Genomic DNA, 16,017 nt, shown 5'->3' on the forward strand with positions numbered 1-16,017 from the left:
CTCGCCAAGGTCGGAAAGCCTCATGCCGCTTCCCTTAGAGACGGCGGACAAGCAACTCCCGCCAACGACCTAATGCCTCGCGGGGCTTCTCTCAGAGGCGGCGGGCAAGCACTCTCGCCGAGGACGGAACTCAGGCGGCGGTGTTGTCGCGGCGCTTCTCCCAGAGGCGGCGCACGGCGGGCAGCACCTCGGAAACGGCCGGGATGCCCGGCTCCGGGGTGGGTTCGCCGACGGTCAGGGCCGGGGCCGAGCGGGCCAGTGAGCCGGCCATCCGGTCGACGTCGTTCATGATCGAGCCGGTGAGGACCAGCACGCCGGTGTCGGCGAGCTCGCTGCGTACGGTCCGTAGCGTGCGCCGGGGCGCCTCGCGCAGGTTGGCCAGCAGGTCGTCGAGGTGACCGGCGTCCTTGGTGGAGTCGGTGTCGGGGTCCGACACCAGGTCGGCGTGCGCGGCGAAGGCCTCGGCGGCGGTGGTGAGCACGTGCCCGATCTGCTCGGGAACGCCGGCGGTCATCGGGGTCGCGATCGCGTCGAACATCGAGCGGGCCACCGAGTTCACCTGGTGCACCCCGTGTTCCAGGGCCCGCAGCGTCTGCTGCAGCGGGACGACCCGGGCGACCGGGGTGGTCAGCGACCAGCGGGCCTGCTTGCTCAGGTCGTCGACCGCGGTGACCGCGCCGGCCAGGTCCTCGTCCAGCTCGCGGGAACGGGCCAGCCACGCGGCCGCCTCGTCGCGGGAGTATCCGCCGCGGGCGCCGGCGCCCAGGTCGCCGAGCAGCAGCGCGATCTCGGCCGAGAGGTGGGCGAGCCGGTCGCGGGCCCGTTCGATCGGCGTCTCCCCGCCGACCAGCGGTGAGAGGATCGCGCCGACGACGATGCCGAGGGCGGTGGCTGCCACCCGCTGCCACACGAACGCCTCGGTCAGTGTGCTGCCGGCGACCAGGATGCCCAGCGACGTCGCCGGCACCGCGACCGCGCCGTCGCCCAGCCGCAGCAACCGGCCCGCGGCCAGGCCGCCGCCGGCGATCACCGCGATCGACCACCAGTGCAGGCCGAAGAAGTGCCAGACGCCGACCGCCCCGCCGATCGCGGCGACGGTGGCGATCAGGCGTTGCGTGCCCTCGCGGACCGAGGCGTGCGAGCTGATCTGCACCGACAGGGTCGCCGAGATCGCCGCGATCACCGGGCCGGACAGGTGCAGCAGATTGGCCGCGAACCAGGCCAGACCGGCGGCGGTGCCGGACACCAGCACGGTCCGGGCGGCGGCGCCGTCGATCCGGTCGAGACACCAGCGGGTCAGGCGGCGCAGACGTTCCGGAAGATGCGGACGGACCCGCGCGTGCATGGCGTGGTAACCGGAGTGGACCGCGGGGCGGACCTTGAGGCGCAGCAGCGTTGCGACCACCGCGCAGAGCGCGAGGCCGCCGGCGACGACGAGCCACTCGAACAACGTTCTGTCTTTCTCTCTTCACCCACAGTTACGACTCCCTTCGAAGTTAGCCGGGCCCAGCCCGTCTGATGGTGATATGAGAGGAATGTGATGGCCGTCGCGCGCCTCGGAGTGACGGCAGAGCACGCCTAGGCTGAATCAACCTTTTGGGTGACGGGCGGCGTTGAGCACAACATGTCATCACACACACCGGCGGACGACGGCTTCCGCGCCTTCGTCGAGCAGCAGTGGGGACCGCTCGTGCGGCTCGCCTACCTGCTGACCGGCGATCGTGGCTACGCCGAGGATCTGGTCCAGGCCGCCCTGGAGAAGACCCACCGCAAGTGGGCGCGCGTCTCGCGGATGGAGGCGCCGGTCGCCTACGTACGCCGGGCGATGGTGAACACCGCGACGTCGTGGCGCCGCCGCCGGCGGGTCAGCGAGGTTCCGCTGCTGACCAACGACGGGCCCATCACCGACCCGTACGGATCAGTCGAGCACCGGCAGCAGGTCGTCGCCGCGCTGCGCACGCTGCCCCCGCGCATGCGGGCGGTGCTGGTGCTGCGCTACTTCGGCGACCTCGGCGAGACCGAGATCGCCGAGACGCTCGGCTGCTCGGTCGGCACCGTCAAGAGCCAGGCCTCGCGCGGGCTCGAACGCCTGCGCGAGCAGATCACCCCCGCCCTGGAGAGGACCCGCGCATGAACACCGAAAGCCTCCTGAAGGACGCGCTGGCCGCCGAAGCGGACATGCTGGGTGACACCGGCGACCCGTGGACCGGATTCGAGCGCCGCGAACGCCGGCACCGCAACCAGCGCCGGGCCCGCATCGGCGGCGCGGCCGTCGTGGTCGCCGCGGCCGTGGGCGTCCAGGCCGGGGTGGTGCCGCTGCCCGGCTGGGCGCCCGGCATCACGGTCGCCGGTTTCAACGCCGTGCTGAACCAGGGACCGGTCCGCGGTTCGCTCGCCGGCGACAAGGCGTTCCTCGAAGACATGCGCCGGCAGTTCAAGGACGTCGAGGACCCGGGCGAGACCTGGCGCATCGCCGACCGCAACCAGATCCAGTTCGTGTACGCGGCGGACGTCGGCGACCGCCGGCTCGTGCTCGCGCTGGTCCCGCTGCGCTTCGGTTTCCTCGAAGATCGGGCGCTGATCTGGTACGACGGTGAGGCCGGGTCGCCGGCGAGCCGGATGACCGAGGGCGGGCGGAGCGACGGCGGCGAGACCGTGATGACGTATTCGCAGCGCAGCGCCGACGGCCCGGGCGTGCTGGTGGTGGTCGCGCCCCAGGGGTCCACGGTCGCGGTCAGCGAAGGCTTCCGCTACACCCCCGACGGACGGGTCGAGCACAACCCGGCCGACGTGCAGCCGGCCGGAACCGGGCTGGCCGAGCTGGTGCTGCCCGCGGTGAAGTCGCCGCCCGAAACCAAGATCACGGTCACCGACGGGGCCGACATCCTCTACGAGGGTGGCGCCGGGGGCGGCTGGTCGAGCAACTCGGAGCAGCGCTTGGACGAGTTCCCCGAGGCCACCGTGGCCAAGGCCCGCAACGGCCGCCCGTTCGACCTGGAGACCCTGACCCGCTGGGCCAACGCCGCTCTGCAGGACGCCCGGATCGGCGCCGACGGGACGGCGCTCACCGTCCGCTGGACGGGCACGGTCAACGGGCAGCCGGCCGCGCTGCTGACCGTGCACCCCCAGGGAGGTGGCGTGCTGGCGTACGCGTTCCACGGAGCGGCCGGCGCCTACCGGCAGGACCTGCGCCTGCTGCTGCCGGCCGAGGGCGCGGACGAGCGGCCCATCGCCTGGCGGATGCGCGCCGAGGACGGCGACGACCGCACCGACACGGTCATCGTCACGGGACCGGCCGGCGCCACCAGGCTGACGATGCAGCAGGGCACGGCCGCGCCGGTGCAACTCACGCTGGACGCGACCGGAGCCGCCACCGCGTCGGTGCCTCCGGCCGAGGAAGCGCACGTCACGGCGTACGGGGAAAATGGCTCGGAAATGGGGACCACGCCCGTACCGCCGTTCGAATACGACTCCGGCGGCATCCCCGGCGACACCCCGAAGACCCGGGTCGTCGGCTGACGGCCGGAAAACAGCGAAGGAGCGGCCCACCACGCGGGCCGCTCCTTCGTCGCGTCTGTGCCGGTTAGCGCGGGACGACCTTCTCGACCGCCCACTGGCGCCACGTGTCGAGGTGGTGCTGCACCTGGGCCAGCTGGTCGGCGACCGGGCCGGGGCCGGTGGAGCCGGGGGTGGTGCGGGAGGCGAGGGCCGACTCGACCGTGAGCACCTGCCGCACCGACGGGTCGAGGTGCTCGCTGACCGTCTTCAGGTCGTCGTCGGTCAGGTCTTCCAGCTCGCACTCGCGCACCGAGCAGAGCGCGACCAGCTTGCCGGTGATCTCGTGGGCGTCGCGGAACGGGACGCCCTTGCGGACCAGCCAGTCGGCGACCTCGGTGGCCAGCGAGAAACCGACCGGCGCGGCCGCGGCGAGACGGTCGACCCGCACGGTCATGGTCGACACCATGCCGGCCAGCGCGGGCAGCAGCAGCTCGAGCGTCTCGATCGCGTCGAAGACCGGCTCCTTGTCCTCCTGCATGTCGCGGTCGTAGGTCAGCGGCAGGCCCTTGAGCATGGTCAGCACCGCGACCAGCCCGCCGATCAGGCGACCGCTCTTGCCGCGGGCCAGTTCGGCGATGTCCGCGTTCTTCTTCTGCGGCATGATCGACGACCCGGTCGCGAACGCGTCGTCGAGCTCGACCCAGCCGAACTCGGTCGACGTCCAGAGCACGACCTCCTCGCCCAGGCGGGACAGGTGCACCCCGATGAGCGACGTGATGAACAGGAACTCGGCCACGAAGTCGCGGTCGGCCACGGCGTCCATCGAGTTGGGCGCGGGCGCCTTGAAGCCCAGTTCCTTGGCGACGGCGGCCGGGTCGAGCGGCAGTGACGAGCCGGCCAGCGCGCCGCTTCCGAGGGGCGAGACCGCCGTACGGGTGTCCCAGTCCTTCATCCGGTCGAGGTCACGCAGCAGCGGCTGCACGTGCGCGAGCAGCCAGTGGCCGAACGAGACCGGCTGGGCGTGCTGCACGTGGGTGAGACCGGGCGCGGGCGTGTCCACGTTGCGGGCCGCCTGCTCGGTCAGCGCGTCGGCCAGCTCGACCAGCGCCACCGCCACCCCGCGGGCGTGGTCACGCATGTAGAGCCGCAGGTCGGTGGCGACCTGGTCGTTGCGGGAGCGGCCGGCCCGCAGCTTGCCGCCGAGCGCGCCGAGACGTTCCAGCAGGCCGCGCTCGAGGGCGGTGTGCACGTCCTCGTCGTCTATGGTCGGCCGGAACTCGCCGGACGCGCAGGCCGCCTCGAGGTCGTCGAGGGCGGCCAGCATCTGGCCCAGCTCGTCGGGGTCGAGCAGCCCGGCCGCCGCCAGCACCCGGGCGTGGGCCCGCGAACCGGCGATGTCGTACGGGGCGAGGCGCCAGTCGAACTGGACACTCACCGACAGGCGGGCCAGGGCGTCGGCGGGACCACCGGCGAACCGGCCACCCCACAGCGAAGTCTTTTCGGTCATTGCTTCCCTTCGGCGGGCCCGCGCGGGGGCGGCCCGGTCGTTCTTTCCTGGACGGCTGCCCGTCCGGCTGCTCAGTCTGCCAGCCGCTGGTCGCGGGCCGACGCCATGCGTGACGGCAGGCCCCACAGCTGCACGAATCCCTTGGCCAGCCGCTGGTCGAACGTGTCGCCGGTGTCGTAGGTGGCCAGCCCGAAGTCGCGGGCGTCCACCACGACGCGCTCGGTCACGGGTGGCTCCCCTCGGACGCGTCGCTGTGGTGGCCGGCCCACTCGGCGAGCTTGGCCGCCAGCGCCTTGCCCCCGGTGACCTCGCGGGCCACGACGAAGATCGTGTCGTCGCCGGCGATGGTGCCGACCACGTCGGTCAGCCCGGCCCGGTCGAGGGCGCTGGCCAGGAAGTGCGCGGCGCCGGGCGGGGTGCGCAGCACGGCGATGTTGCCGCTGGAGTCGACGCCGGTGAGCAGTTCGCGCAGCAGCCGCAGCAGTCGCGCCGGGCCCTGCTCGGTGGTCTCGCGCAGGGGCCGCTTGCCGTCCTCGGGGATGAGGTAGGAGCCGCTGACCTTGACCGCACCCAGCTCCTCCAGGTCACGCGAGAGGGTGGCCTGGGTGACCACCACGTCCCAGCCGGCCAGCTTCTCAGCCAGCTCGGTCTGGGAGCGGATCTCCTGGTCGCGGATCAGGTCGACAATCCGCGCGTGCCGCCCGGCCCGGGTCACCGGCCCGGTCATGACGCTTCCCCGTTCCGGCCGAGCCGCCTCGCCGCGGCGGTCATGACGCGTCCTCGTTCCGGCCGTGTCGCTTCGCCGGGGCGGTCATGACGCGTCCTCGTTCACCGCCAGGAGCCAGGCCAGCAGCGCCTTCTGGGCGTGCAGCCTGTTTTCGGCCTGGTCGAAGACGGCACTCTGCGATCCGTCCATGACGTCGTCGGTGATCTCTTCACCGCGGTGCGCGGGCAGGCAGTGCAGCACTATCGCGCCCTCGGCGGCCGCGCCGAGCAGCTTGGCGTTGACCTGGTAGGGCCAGAACGGGGTGAGCCGGTCGCGCCCGTCGTCCTCCTGGCCCATCGAGGTCCACGTGTCGGTGGCGATCACGTCGACGCCGTCGGCCGCCTCGAACGGGTCACGCAGCACCTCGACCGAACCGCCGGTCCAGGCCGCGATCTCGGCCGCGCGCGACACCACGACCGCGGACGGATCAAAACCGGAAGGAGCGGCCACACGTACGTGCATGCCCGCCGTCGCCCCCGCGAGGAGGTAGGAGTGGGCCATGTTGTTGGCCGCGTCTCCCACGTACGCGAGCTTGCGGCCCTTGGCCGTTCCGAGGCGCTCGCGGATGGTCAGCAGGTCGGCCAGCAGCTGGCAGGGGTGGAACCCGTCGGTCAGCGCGTTGATCACCGGGACGTTCACGTCGGACGCCAGCTCGGTGAGCCGTTCGTCGCCGGTGGTGCGGAAGACCATGGCCGAGACGTAACGGGACACCACCCGGCCGGCGTCGCTGAGCGTCTCGCCCCGCCCGAAGTGGGTGGCGTGGGTGTCCACGATCATCGGCTGACCGCCCAGCTCGGCGATGCCGGCCTCGAACGAGAGCCGGGTCCGCAGGCTGACCTTGTCGAAGAAGACCGCGACCGAACGCGGGCCCTCCAGCGGCCGGTGGCGGAACCGGTCGGCCTTCATCTCGGCGGCCAGGTCGAGGACGGCGTTCTGCTCCTCGGGGGTCAGGTCGTCGTCGCGCAGGAAATGCCGGGTGGTCACAGCGCACCCGCCAGGGCCTCGATGAGGGCGTCGGCCTGCCCGGTGCTGATGATCAGCGGCGGGGCGAGCCGGATGACGTCGGGCTGGGGGGCGTTCACGAGGAACCCGGCCTCCTTCAGGGCGGCGGCGACGCGGGCGGCCTCGGGCTCGGTGAGCACGATCCCGAGCAGCAGACCGGCGCCGCGTACGTTCTTGATCAGCGGGTGGTTGAGACCTTCGATGCCGTGGCGCAGCTGCTCGCCGACCCGCTTGACGTGGTCGAGCAGGCCCTCGCCGGCGATCGTGCGGATCACGGCGAGGCCGGCCGCGCACGAGATCGGGTTGCCGCCGAACGTGGTGCCGTGCGAGCCGGGGGTGAACAGCTCGGCGGCCCGGCCGAACGCGACGCACGCGCCGATCGGCAGGCCGCCGCCGAGGCCCTTGGCCAGGGTGATGAGGTCGGGCTCGACGCCTTCGCTCTGGTGGTGGAACCAGTGTCCCGTACGGCCGATGCCCGTCTGCACCTCGTCGAGCACCAGCAGCGCGCCCGCTTTGTCGCAAATTTCCCGCGCGCCCGCCAGATAGCCCGCGGGCGGGACCACGACACCGTTCTCACCCTGGATGGGCTCCAAGATGACCATGGCCGTCTCCGCGGTCACCGCCGCTCGCAATTCGGACAGATCGCCAAATGTCGTATGTGTAACCTCGCCCGGCAGCGGCCGGAACGGGTCCGATTTGGCCGGTTGGCCGGTCAACGCCAAGGCGCCCATGGTCCGGCCGTGGAACCCGCCGTGGGTCGCGACCACGTGCGTGCGGCCGGTCAGGCGGGAGATCTTGAAGGCGGCCTCGTTGGCCTCGGCGCCCGAGTTGGTGAAGACGACCCGCCCGGACCGCCCGGCCAGCGCGAGCAGCAGCTCGGCCAGCGCGACCGGCGGCTCGGCGACGTAGAAGTTGGACACGTGCCCCAGCTGCTGCACCTGCTGGGTGACGGCGGCGACCACGGCCGGGTGGGCGTGGCCGAGCGCGTTCACCGCGATGCCGCCGAGGAAGTCGACGAACTGCTTGCCGTTCTCGTCGGTGATCACCGCGCCCTCGCCGCGTACGAAGGCGGCCTGCGGGGCGCCGTAGTTGTTCATGCCCGCGTGGGACCAGCGCTCGATGAGCGAGGGACTCATGCCTTTAGTCCGTTCTTGGGTGGCGGCGGGGTGGTTGGACGGGGGGTGACCACCATCGTTCCTATTCCTTCCGGGGTGAAAACTTCGAGCAGAGTCGAGTGGGCGACGCGGCCGTCGATGACGTGCGCCGCCGGGACGCCACCGCGGACGGCTCGCAGGCAGGCCTCCATCTTGGGGACCATGCCCGACTCGAGCCGGGGCAGCAGCATGGCCAGGGCGTCGGCGTCGATCTCGCTGACCAGCGACGACGTGTCGGGCCAGTCGGTGTAGAGGCCGGGCACGTCGGTGAGCACGACCAGCTTCTGAGCGCCCAGCGCCTCGGCCAGCGCGGCGGCGGCGGTGTCGGCGTTCACGTTGTGCACCACGCCCTCGGCGTCGGGCGCGACGCTGGCGATGACCGGGATGCGGCCGGCCGCGATGAGGTCGGTCACGGCCGAGGTGTCGACGCGGTCGACGTCGCCGACCAGGCCGATGTCGACCTCTTCGCCGTCGATCAGGGCCCCGCGCCGTACGGCGGTGAACAGGTGGGCGTCTTCACCGGAGAGCCCGACGGCGAGCGGGCCGTGGCGGTTGATCAGCCCGACCAGCTCACGGCCGACCTGGCCGGTCAGCACCATCCGGACGACCTCCATCGCCTCGGGGGTGGTGACCCGCAGGCCGCCGCGGAACTCGCTCTCGATGCCGAAGCGGTCGAGCATCCGGCTGATCTGGGGACCGCCGCCGTGCACGACGACCGGCTTGATTCCCGCGTAGCGCAGGAACGCCATGTCGGCCGCAAAGGCCTGCTGCAGCTCGGGATTGATCATGGCGTTGCCGCCGTACTTGATCACGATGGTGGCGCCGTGGAACTTCTCCAGCCACGGGAGGGCTTCGACGAGAACTTCCGCTTTCTCCGTGCTCAGCTTCTCCGTGCTCACGAGGAGTACGCCGAGTTTTCGTGCACGTAGGCGTGCGACAGGTCGGTGGTCCAGATCGTCGCTTCCATCTCGCCCTCGCGCAGGTTGATCGTGATCGTCACGTCGCGCCCGGAGAGATCGACCTTGGACCGGTCTTCCGCGGCCGCCCCGCCCTTGCAGATCCACACGTCGTTGATCGCCACGTCGACCCGGTCGGGCTCGAAGCGCGCCTGGGTGGTCCCGACCGCGGCCAGGATGCGCCCCCAGTTCGGGTCGTTGCCGAACAGCGCCGTCTTGACCAGGTTGTTGCCGGCCACCGTGCGGCCCACCTCGACCGCGTCGGCCTCGCTGGCCGCGCCCTTGACCTCGATCGCGACGTGTTTGGTGGCGCCCTCGGCGTCGGCGATCAGCTGCTGGGCCAGGTCGTGGCAGACCTCGGTGACCGCCGCGGTCAGCTCTTCGGGCGTGGGCTGCACGTCGGAGGCGCCGCTGGCCAGCAGCAGCACGGTGTCGTTGGTCGACATGCAGCCGTCGGCGTCGATCCGGTCGAAGGTCAGCCGGGTCGCCTCGCGCAGGGCCGCGTCGAGCACCTCGTTGTCGGCGCTGGCGTCGGTGGTGATCACGACGAGCATGGTGGCCAGGGCCGGGGCGAGCATGCCGGCGCCCTTGGCCATGCCGCCGACCGACCAGCCCTCGCCTTGGACGACAGCGTTCTTGGCGACGGTGTCGGTCGTCATGATCGCCTCAGCGGCCCTGGCGCCACCGTCGTTGTCCAGCGCCTTCGCCGCATTGCTGACGCCGGGCAGCAGCTTGTCCATCGGCAGCAGCTCGCCGATCAGGCCGGTCGAGCAGACCGCGACGTCACCGGCCCCGATCAGCTGGGGCTTGGGGCCGCCGCGGAGCACGGCTGCGGTGTGCTCGGCGGTGGCGTGGGTGTCGCGGAAGCCCTGGCTGCCGGTGCACGCGTTGGCGCCGCCGGAGTTGAGCACGACGGCCCGCACGATGCCGCCCTTGAGCACCTGCTGGCTCCAGAGCACGGGCGCGGCCTTGACCCGGTTGCCGGTGAAGACGCCCGCGGCGGTGAAGTCGGGGCCGTCGTTGACGACCAGGGCGACGTCGAGGTTGCCGGTGGGCTTGAGACCGGCGGCGACGCCGGAGGCCCGGAAGCCCTTGGGGTGGGTAACGGTCACGGTGCGACTCCGAACACGGACAGGCCCATCGTCTCGGGCAGGCCGGACATGAGATTTGCGCACTGCACGGCCTGGCCGGCCGCGCCCTTGCCGAGGTTGTCGAGCGCGCTGACGACGATGAGGCGGCCGGAGTCGACGTCGACCGTGGCCTGCAGATGGCACGAGTTGGACCCCGAGGTCGCGGCCGTGTGCGGCCAGGAGCCCTCCGGGAGGACATGGACGAAGGGCTCGTCCGCATAGGCGGCGGCCAGAACCTCGCGCGGGTCACCGCCGGTCAGGCGACGGGCCGTGACGGTGGCCAGGATGCCGCGCGGCATCGGCGCCAGCACCGGGGTCATCGACAGCGACGTCGCCCCGGTGGCCTGCTTGATCTCGGGGACATGCTGGTGGGCGCCCACCTTGTAGGGCGAGAGGTCACCCATGACCTCGCTGGCCAGCAGGTTCACCTTCGCGCTGCGGCCGGCGCCGGACGTGCCGGAGCTGGCCACCACGACCACGTCGGCCGGGTCAGCAAGCCCGGCCGCGATCAGAGGCGCCAGCGCGAGGGTGATGGTGGCCGCATAACAACCCGTGTTCGCGACCCGGTCGGACGCCTTGATCAGCTCGCGCCGGCCGGGAAGCTCGGGCAGACCGTAGGTCCACGTGCCGGCGTGGGCACCCCCGTAATACCGCTCCCAGAGCGCCGCGTCGCGCAGGCGGAAGTCGGCCCCCAGGTCGACGATCTTCACCGACTCGGGGAGCTGGGCCGCCACGGCCGCCGACTGCCCGTGCGGCAGGGCGAGAAACACCAGGTCGGCGTCGCTCAGGCTCGCCGCGTCGGTCGCGCTCAGCGTGAGGTCGAGACCGGCCAGTTGCGGGTGTACGGCGGTGACGTGCGCCCCGGCCTGCGAATGCGCCGTGGCGGCCACGAGGTCGAACTCGGGATGCCCCGCGAGCAGACGCAGCAGCTCACCCCCCGCATAACCACTGGCCCCCGCAACCGCGACACGAATTCCCATACCAACCTCCGCATGACTATGCAGAAGACCGTATCAACCCGCACTCGCCGCCGACAACACCCTTCCTCCGCGAGTTGCCTCTCCGCGTCCGCCGCGTCACAAAACCGCACTTTCATCTGGTCGCTCCGGCGCGGATCCGGTGTCCTCGAAGCATGGGGAACTTCGACGCATCCTCTCTGACCGCCCCCGGAACGCTGCTGGCCCGGCTCAACGGGCCGACCGCGGCCGCACTTCTCGCGCTGGGCGTCGAGCAGCCGGCGCCGGCGGGTCACGTCCTGATGCGGGAGGGCGCCCGCGAGTCGTACGTGGTGATCGTCCGGCACGGGGTGGCCAAGGTGACCGGCGGACCCACCGTGCTCCTGTCCATCCGGGTCGAGGGCGACCTGATCGGCGAGATGTCGGCGCTGAGCGGGTCACCGCGCTGCGCCACCGTCACCATGGCCGGCCCGGGCGTCGTCCGGGTCATCGCCAACCGCGAGTTCGCGCCGTTCCTGACCGCCCACGCCGACGCCGCGGTAGCCCTGGCCGCCGTGGCCTGCGACCGGCTGCACCGGTCGAACCGGCGCTGCGTCGACTTCTCGGCCTACCCGGTTCGGACGCGTCTCGCCCGCGTCCTGACCGAGCTGGCCGAGGTGCACGGCCGCCGGCTCGGGGAGAGCGCCGTCGAGGTCGGGGTCCGGCTGACCCAGCCGGAACTGGCGTCGCTCTGCGGGGTCGCCGACGCGTCGATCCACCAGGCTCTGCGCGAGCTGCGCGACGCACGGGTGGTCTCCACCCGCTACGGGCGGATCACCGTCTGGGATCTCGCCGCGCTCCGCGCTCAGGCCGAGACGCCGAGCACCTCCAGGAGGGCGAGGCGCGAGGCGGCCTCGGAGTCGGGAGCGGCCGTGTAGGCGACGATCCGCACGTCGCTGCCGGGCACGGTGAGCACGTCGCAGTCGAGCTCCATCGCGCCCACCTGCGGGTGCACGACCGTCTTGCGGCTCGACGCGTGGGTGCCGGCGGGGGCGCAGTCCCACAGGGCGGCGAACGTGGGGCTGGCCGCGCGCAGCTCGGCGATCAGGTCGCGCAGGCCGGCGTCGGCCGGGTATCTCGCGGCGGCGGCGCGCAGGTCGGCGACCGTGGCCGCCTCGAAGGCGGCGAGGTCTTCGGCCGTGTGGTGCACCCGCACCGCGACGTCGCCCAGGAAGTGCACCCGGGCGACGTTGCGGTCGGGCGGCCCGCCGGCCAGGGCCAGCCACAGGTCGTTGGCGACGAGCAGGTTCCAGGCGGCGTCGAAGACGGCCACCGGCGTCCCCGAGAGGCGGTCGAGCAGGCGTTGCACCCCGGGCGTGAGGTGACCCGGGACCGTGCCGCGGCCGGGCGCCCGCAGGCCGGCCAGCTCGAACAGGTTCTCGCGTTCGGCCGCGTCGAGCCGCAAGGCCCGGCACAGGGCCTCCACCACCTGCGGCGACGGCGCGGTGGCCCGGCCCTGTTCGAGGCGGTTGACATAGTCGACCGAGATGCCGGCCAGGCGCCCCAGCTCCTCGCGGCGCAGGCCGGGCGAGCGGCGGCGGCCGCCCGCCATCAGGCCGGCCTCGGCCGGGGTGAGCCTTTCCCGGAAGCGCCGGACGGCCCGCGCGAACTCGGTTGTCATCTCCCCACTCTGACCCGCCCCGCCCGCTTTTACCTGGTACTGGCAGTGCCTTCTGCGCCACCGCGGGCCGCCGCACAGTCGATCCATGACCACGACATTGATCACCGGCGCCAACAAGGGAATCGGCTTCGAGACGGCCAAGCAGTTGCTGGCCGCGGGCCACGACGTCTGGATGGCCGCCCGCGACCGTGAGCGGGGCGAGGCCGCCGCCCGGGAGCTGGGCGGGCGTTTTGTGCAGCTGGACGTGACCGACGACGCCTCGGTGGCGGCCGCCGTCGCCACCGTCGGCGCGCTCGACGTGCTCGTCAACAACGCGGGCGTGCCCGGGCCGCTGGACCCGGTCGAGGCGGTGACCCCGGATCTGGTCCGGCCGATGTTCGAGACCAACCTGTTCGGCGTGATCCGGGTCACGCACGCGTTCCTGCCGCTGCTGGAGAAGTCGGACCGCCCGGTCATCGTCAACGTGAGCAGCGGCCTCGGGTCGCTCCACCTGGCGACCGACCCGGAGTCGATCGCCTCGCAGATCATTCCGCTGGCCTACGGCGCGGCCAAGGCCGGCGTGAACATGGCCACGGTGCAGTATGCGAAGGGTCTGCCGCGCTTCCGGGTCAACTGCATCGACCCGGGGTTCACCGCCACCGACTTCAACCGGCACCAGGGCACCCAGACGGTGCAGGAGGGCGCCGAGGCCGTCGTCCGGCTGGCCCAGATCGGCCCCGACGGCCCGACCGGCGGCTTCTTCGACCGCGCCGGGAGCCTGCCGTGGTGATATGACTTCACGCATGGCTGACAAGACGATCATTGCCCTCCGAGAGACCGCCCTGGCGTACGCCGAGGCGGTCCGCACCACCCAGCGCTTCTTCGACCGCCTCGAAGACACCGACGACCCGTCCGTGCTGGTGGAATACGCCGCCCTCGCCGAGCGCGAGAAGGAGGCCCAGGAGGCCCGGCTGGACGCTCTGGAGGCGGCCGGCATCGAGGTCCCGAGCATCGATGAGAGCGATTCTGACAACTAAGTGAAAAGTTCCGGAACCGTACCGGTCTCCCGTAACCGGTTCCGGGCTGGAAGACTCCCGGTTGTTCGTGTTTCGCAGACCGTGCCACCGCGGTCATGACGACCGGAGGCGCTCGTGCCTGCTGACGTCCCGTACCGGGATCCTTCACTGCCCGTCGACCAGCGGGTCGACGACCTGCTGAGCAGGATGACCCTGCCCGAGAAGGTCGGGCAGATGCTCCAGCTCGATGCCCGGGGCGACGTGAAGGAGATCGTGAGCGAGAAGCTGGCGGGCTCGATCCTGCACACCTCGCCGGCCAAGATGCTCGAGGCGATCGATCTGGTCGCCAAGACGCGGCTGCAGATCCCGCTGCTCACCGCGGAGGACTGCATCCACGGCCACTCGTTCTGGCCGGGCGCCACGATCTTCCCGACCCAGCTCGGCATGGCCGCCAGCTGGGACGCCGACCTGCTCGAGCGGGTCGCCCGGGTGACCGCCGTCGAGGTGGCCGCCACCGGCATCCACTGGACCTTCTCCCCCGTCCTGTGCATCACGCGTGACCTGCGCTGGGGCCGGGTCGACGAGACGTTCGGCGAAGACCCGTTCCTCATCGGCGAGCTGGGCTCGGCGATGATCCGCGGCTACCAGGGTGGCGGCCTCGACGACCCGACCGCGATCCTGGCCACGGCCAAGCACTTCGCCGGCTACTCCGAGACCCAGGGCGGCCGCGACGCCAGCGAGGCCGACATCAGCCCGCGCAAGCTGCGCTCCTGGTTCCTCCCGCCGTTCGAGCGGGTCGCCAAGGAGGGCTGCCGGGTCTTCATGCTCGGCTACCAGTCGATGGACGGCGTGCCCATCACGGCCAACAAGTGGCTGCTCAACGACGTGCTCAAGCAGGAGTGGGGCTTCACCGGCACGCTGGTGACCGACTGGGACAACGTCGGCCGCATGGTCTGGGAGCAGAAGGTCTGCGCCGACTACGCGGAGGCGGCCGCGGTGGCCGTCAAGGCCGGCAACGACCTGGTCATGGTCACCCCGGGCTTCTTCGAGGGCGCCCAGGAGGCGGTCGAGCGCGGCCTGCTGGCCGAGGAGGAGATCGACGACGCCGTACGCCGGATCCTGCGCCTCAAGTTCGAACTGGGCCTGTTCGAAGACCCGCGCGCACCCTCGCCCACGCTGATCGACACCGTGATCGGGGCGGCGGAGCACGCGGAGCTCAACCTCGAGGTGGCCCGGCGCTCGCTCGTGCTGCTCAAGAACGACGGCGTGCTGCCGATCGACCCCGCCCACAAGTTCCGCCGCATCGCGGTGGTCGGCCCCAACGCCGACGACGTCTCGGCCCAGCTCGGTGACTGGGCGGGCGACTCGGGCCAGGTCGACTGGCTGCCCGACGGCCACCCGCGCGAGCTGACCGAGACCGTGCTCGACGGCTTCAAGGCGGTCGCCCCCGAGGGCTGGGTGATCGAACACGCCCGCGGCGCCGAGATCGAGCGGCTGGTGTCCGACCCCGAGGGTGACACCTACCCCGACGGCCAGCCCCGCCCGCCGATCTCGCAGGGCGCCCCGGTCGACCACCACATGATCGACGTGGCCCGCGACAAGGCGGTCCGCGCCGACTTCGCGGTGGTGGTCATCGGCGACACGGTGAACCTGACCGGCGAGCACAAGTCGACCGCGACGCTGGAGCTGCAGGGCGGCCAGATCGCCCTGCTCGACGCGATCGCCGCCACCAAGACCCCGATGATCGTGGTGCTGGTCAACTCGAAGCCGACCGTCCTGCCCCCGTCGGCGCTGAACGCGGCCGCGATCATCCAGGCCTTCAACCCGGGCATGCGCGGCGGCCGGGCCATCGCCGAACTGGTGCTGGGCCTCATCGACCCGAGCGGCCGCCTGCCCTTGTCGGTGGCGCGGCACGTCGGGCAGCAGCCGGTCTACTACAACACCATCCGCGGCCAGCACGGCAGCCGCTACGCCGACCTGACGCAGGACCCGCTCTTCGCGTTCGGTGAGGGGCTTTCCTACACCACGATTTCGTACGGGGAACTGACCGTCACCACGCCGCAGGTCGCGGCGTCGGACACCGTGCGGGCCACGGTCACGCTGACCAACAGCGGTTCGCGCCCGGCGCTCGAGACGGTGCAGGTCTACATCAGCGACCTGGTCACCTCGGTGACGTGGGCCGGCCGCGAGCTGAAGGCGTACAAGCAGGTCTCGGTGCCGCCGGGCGAGAGCGTCACGGTCGACCTCGAGCTGCCGGCGGCGGACTGCTCACTGGTGACCGCGGACGGCCGCCGGGTCGTCGAGCCGGGCGAGTTCGAGCTGCTGGTCGGCCCGAGCTCCCGCGAGCGCGACCTGCTGCGGGCGGGGTTCACGATCGTCTGACCCTTTCCGGT

General features: G+C 71.8%; 15 protein-coding genes and 1 pseudogene. 6 read left to right on the forward strand and 10 right to left on the reverse strand.

The features are described from left to right. Positions 1–130: 130 nt before the first annotated feature. The gene (locus JIG36_RS48195) at positions 131–1,450 is read right to left on the reverse strand and encodes an FUSC family protein (RefSeq protein ID WP_203383663.1); all 1,320 of its coding nucleotides are present in this window, start codon (positions 1,448–1,450) and stop codon (positions 131–133) included. Between the two features lie 174 nt (positions 1,451–1,624). On the opposite strand from JIG36_RS48195, the gene JIG36_RS48200 reads away from it, so the two are divergent. Together JIG36_RS48200 and JIG36_RS48205 are read left to right on the forward strand one after the other, a co-directional pair. After that, positions 1,625–2,134 carry a SigE family RNA polymerase sigma factor gene (locus tag JIG36_RS48200; protein ID WP_203383664.1) on the forward strand — a complete coding sequence of 170 codons (510 nt, stop codon included), beginning with the start codon at positions 1,625–1,627 and terminating at the stop codon, positions 2,132–2,134. Continuing rightward, positions 2,131–3,519 carry a hypothetical protein gene (locus JIG36_RS48205; RefSeq protein WP_203383665.1) on the forward strand — a complete coding sequence of 463 codons (1,389 nt, stop codon included), beginning with the start codon at positions 2,131–2,133 and terminating at the stop codon, positions 3,517–3,519. Before JIG36_RS48200 ends, JIG36_RS48205 begins: the two co-directional genes overlap by 4 nt. 64 nt (positions 3,520–3,583) lie before the next feature. Here JIG36_RS48205 and argH read toward each other — a convergent pair whose 3' ends face one another. The 8 genes and pseudogenes from argH to argC form a co-directional block, all read right to left on the reverse strand. Continuing rightward, complete coding sequence (argH, locus tag JIG36_RS48210; RefSeq protein WP_203383666.1) at positions 3,584–5,005, reverse strand: argininosuccinate lyase; 1,422 nt, start codon at positions 5,003–5,005, stop codon at positions 3,584–3,586. Positions 5,006–5,076: 71 nt separating this feature from the next. Beyond that, a pseudogene (locus JIG36_RS48215) lies at positions 5,077–5,202 on the reverse strand (argininosuccinate synthase); the annotation flags it as partial. Positions 5,203–5,228: 26 nt separating this feature from the next. Then, positions 5,229–5,732, reverse strand: a complete 504-nt coding sequence (locus JIG36_RS48220; protein ID WP_203383667.1) for an arginine repressor — start codon at positions 5,730–5,732, stop codon at positions 5,229–5,231. A gap of 84 nt (positions 5,733–5,816) precedes the next feature. After that, positions 5,817–6,755 (reverse strand): ornithine carbamoyltransferase, encoded by a 939-nt coding sequence (gene argF, locus JIG36_RS48225; protein WP_203383668.1) that lies wholly within the window; start codon positions 6,753–6,755, stop codon positions 5,817–5,819. Continuing rightward, positions 6,752–7,909 carry an acetylornithine transaminase gene (locus tag JIG36_RS48230; protein ID WP_203383669.1) on the reverse strand — a complete coding sequence of 386 codons (1,158 nt, stop codon included), beginning with the start codon at positions 7,907–7,909 and terminating at the stop codon, positions 6,752–6,754. Before JIG36_RS48230 ends, argF begins: the two co-directional genes overlap by 4 nt. Then, positions 7,906–8,826 carry an acetylglutamate kinase gene (gene argB, locus JIG36_RS48235; RefSeq protein WP_203383670.1) on the reverse strand — a complete coding sequence of 307 codons (921 nt, stop codon included), beginning with the start codon at positions 8,824–8,826 and terminating at the stop codon, positions 7,906–7,908. The genes JIG36_RS48230 and argB overlap by 4 nt, the downstream gene beginning before the upstream one ends. Continuing rightward, positions 8,823–9,995: a bifunctional glutamate N-acetyltransferase/amino-acid acetyltransferase ArgJ gene (gene argJ / locus JIG36_RS48240; protein ID WP_203383671.1), complete on the reverse strand. Its 1,173-nt coding sequence runs from the start codon at positions 9,993–9,995 to the stop codon at positions 8,823–8,825. Before argJ ends, argB begins: the two co-directional genes overlap by 4 nt. Continuing rightward, positions 9,992–10,993 carry an N-acetyl-gamma-glutamyl-phosphate reductase gene (argC, locus tag JIG36_RS48245; protein WP_203383672.1) on the reverse strand — a complete coding sequence of 334 codons (1,002 nt, stop codon included), beginning with the start codon at positions 10,991–10,993 and terminating at the stop codon, positions 9,992–9,994. The genes argJ and argC overlap by 4 nt, the downstream gene beginning before the upstream one ends. A 152-nt stretch (positions 10,994–11,145) precedes the next feature. On the opposite strand from argC, the gene JIG36_RS48250 reads away from it, so the two are divergent. Next, on the forward strand, positions 11,146–11,886 hold the full coding sequence (locus JIG36_RS48250) for a Crp/Fnr family transcriptional regulator (protein ID WP_203383673.1): 741 nt from the start codon (positions 11,146–11,148) through the stop codon (positions 11,884–11,886). On the opposite strand, the gene JIG36_RS48255 is transcribed toward JIG36_RS48250, so the two are convergent. Continuing rightward, the gene (locus JIG36_RS48255; protein WP_203383674.1) at positions 11,814–12,629 is read right to left on the reverse strand and encodes a helix-turn-helix transcriptional regulator; all 816 of its coding nucleotides are present in this window, start codon (positions 12,627–12,629) and stop codon (positions 11,814–11,816) included. The genes JIG36_RS48250 and JIG36_RS48255 overlap by 73 nt on opposite strands. A gap of 85 nt (positions 12,630–12,714) precedes the next feature. Between JIG36_RS48255 and JIG36_RS48260 the strand changes: the two genes are divergently transcribed. The 3 genes from JIG36_RS48260 (at position 12,715) to JIG36_RS48270 (ending at position 16,006) form a co-directional block, all read left to right on the forward strand. After that, complete coding sequence (locus JIG36_RS48260) at positions 12,715–13,398, forward strand: SDR family NAD(P)-dependent oxidoreductase (RefSeq protein ID WP_203383675.1); 684 nt, start codon at positions 12,715–12,717, stop codon at positions 13,396–13,398. Positions 13,399–13,411: 13 nt separating this feature from the next. Then, positions 13,412–13,645 carry a hypothetical protein gene (locus JIG36_RS48265; RefSeq protein WP_236049887.1) on the forward strand — a complete coding sequence of 78 codons (234 nt, stop codon included), beginning with the start codon at positions 13,412–13,414 and terminating at the stop codon, positions 13,643–13,645. A gap of 114 nt (positions 13,646–13,759) precedes the next feature. Beyond that, complete coding sequence (locus tag JIG36_RS48270; protein WP_203383677.1) at positions 13,760–16,006, forward strand: exo-beta-d-1,3/1,6-glucosidase; 2,247 nt, start codon at positions 13,760–13,762, stop codon at positions 16,004–16,006. Positions 16,007–16,017 lie beyond the last annotated feature (11 nt).

Origin of the sequence: Paractinoplanes ovalisporus, from assembly GCF_016834655.1 — a bacterium.
GTDB lineage: Bacteria > Actinomycetota > Actinomycetes > Mycobacteriales > Micromonosporaceae > Actinoplanes > Actinoplanes ovalisporus.

Bases quoted from the DNA above. Each gene is read 5' to 3' on its own strand.
- JIG36_RS48200 (WP_203383664.1), top strand. From the start codon at position 1,625: ATGTCATCACACACACCGGCGGACGACGGCTTCCGCGCCTTCGTCGAG.
- JIG36_RS48205 (WP_203383665.1), top strand. From the start codon at position 2,131: ATGAACACCGAAAGCCTCCTGAAGGACGCGCTGGCCGCCGAAGCGGAC.
- argH (WP_203383666.1), bottom strand. From the start codon at position 5,005: ATGACCGAAAAGACTTCGCTGTGGGGTGGCCGGTTCGCCGGTGGTCCC.
- JIG36_RS48220 (WP_203383667.1), bottom strand. From the start codon at position 5,732: ATGACCGGGCCGGTGACCCGGGCCGGGCGGCACGCGCGGATTGTCGAC.
- JIG36_RS48230 (WP_203383669.1), bottom strand. From the start codon at position 7,909: ATGAGTCCCTCGCTCATCGAGCGCTGGTCCCACGCGGGCATGAACAAC.
- argC (WP_203383672.1), bottom strand. From the start codon at position 10,993: ATGGGAATTCGTGTCGCGGTTGCGGGGGCCAGTGGTTATGCGGGGGGT.
- JIG36_RS48250 (WP_203383673.1), top strand. From the start codon at position 11,146: ATGGGGAACTTCGACGCATCCTCTCTGACCGCCCCCGGAACGCTGCTG.
- JIG36_RS48255 (WP_203383674.1), bottom strand. From the start codon at position 12,629: ATGACAACCGAGTTCGCGCGGGCCGTCCGGCGCTTCCGGGAAAGGCTC.
- JIG36_RS48260 (WP_203383675.1), top strand. From the start codon at position 12,715: ATGACCACGACATTGATCACCGGCGCCAACAAGGGAATCGGCTTCGAG.
- JIG36_RS48265 (WP_236049887.1), top strand. From the start codon at position 13,412: ATGGCTGACAAGACGATCATTGCCCTCCGAGAGACCGCCCTGGCGTAC.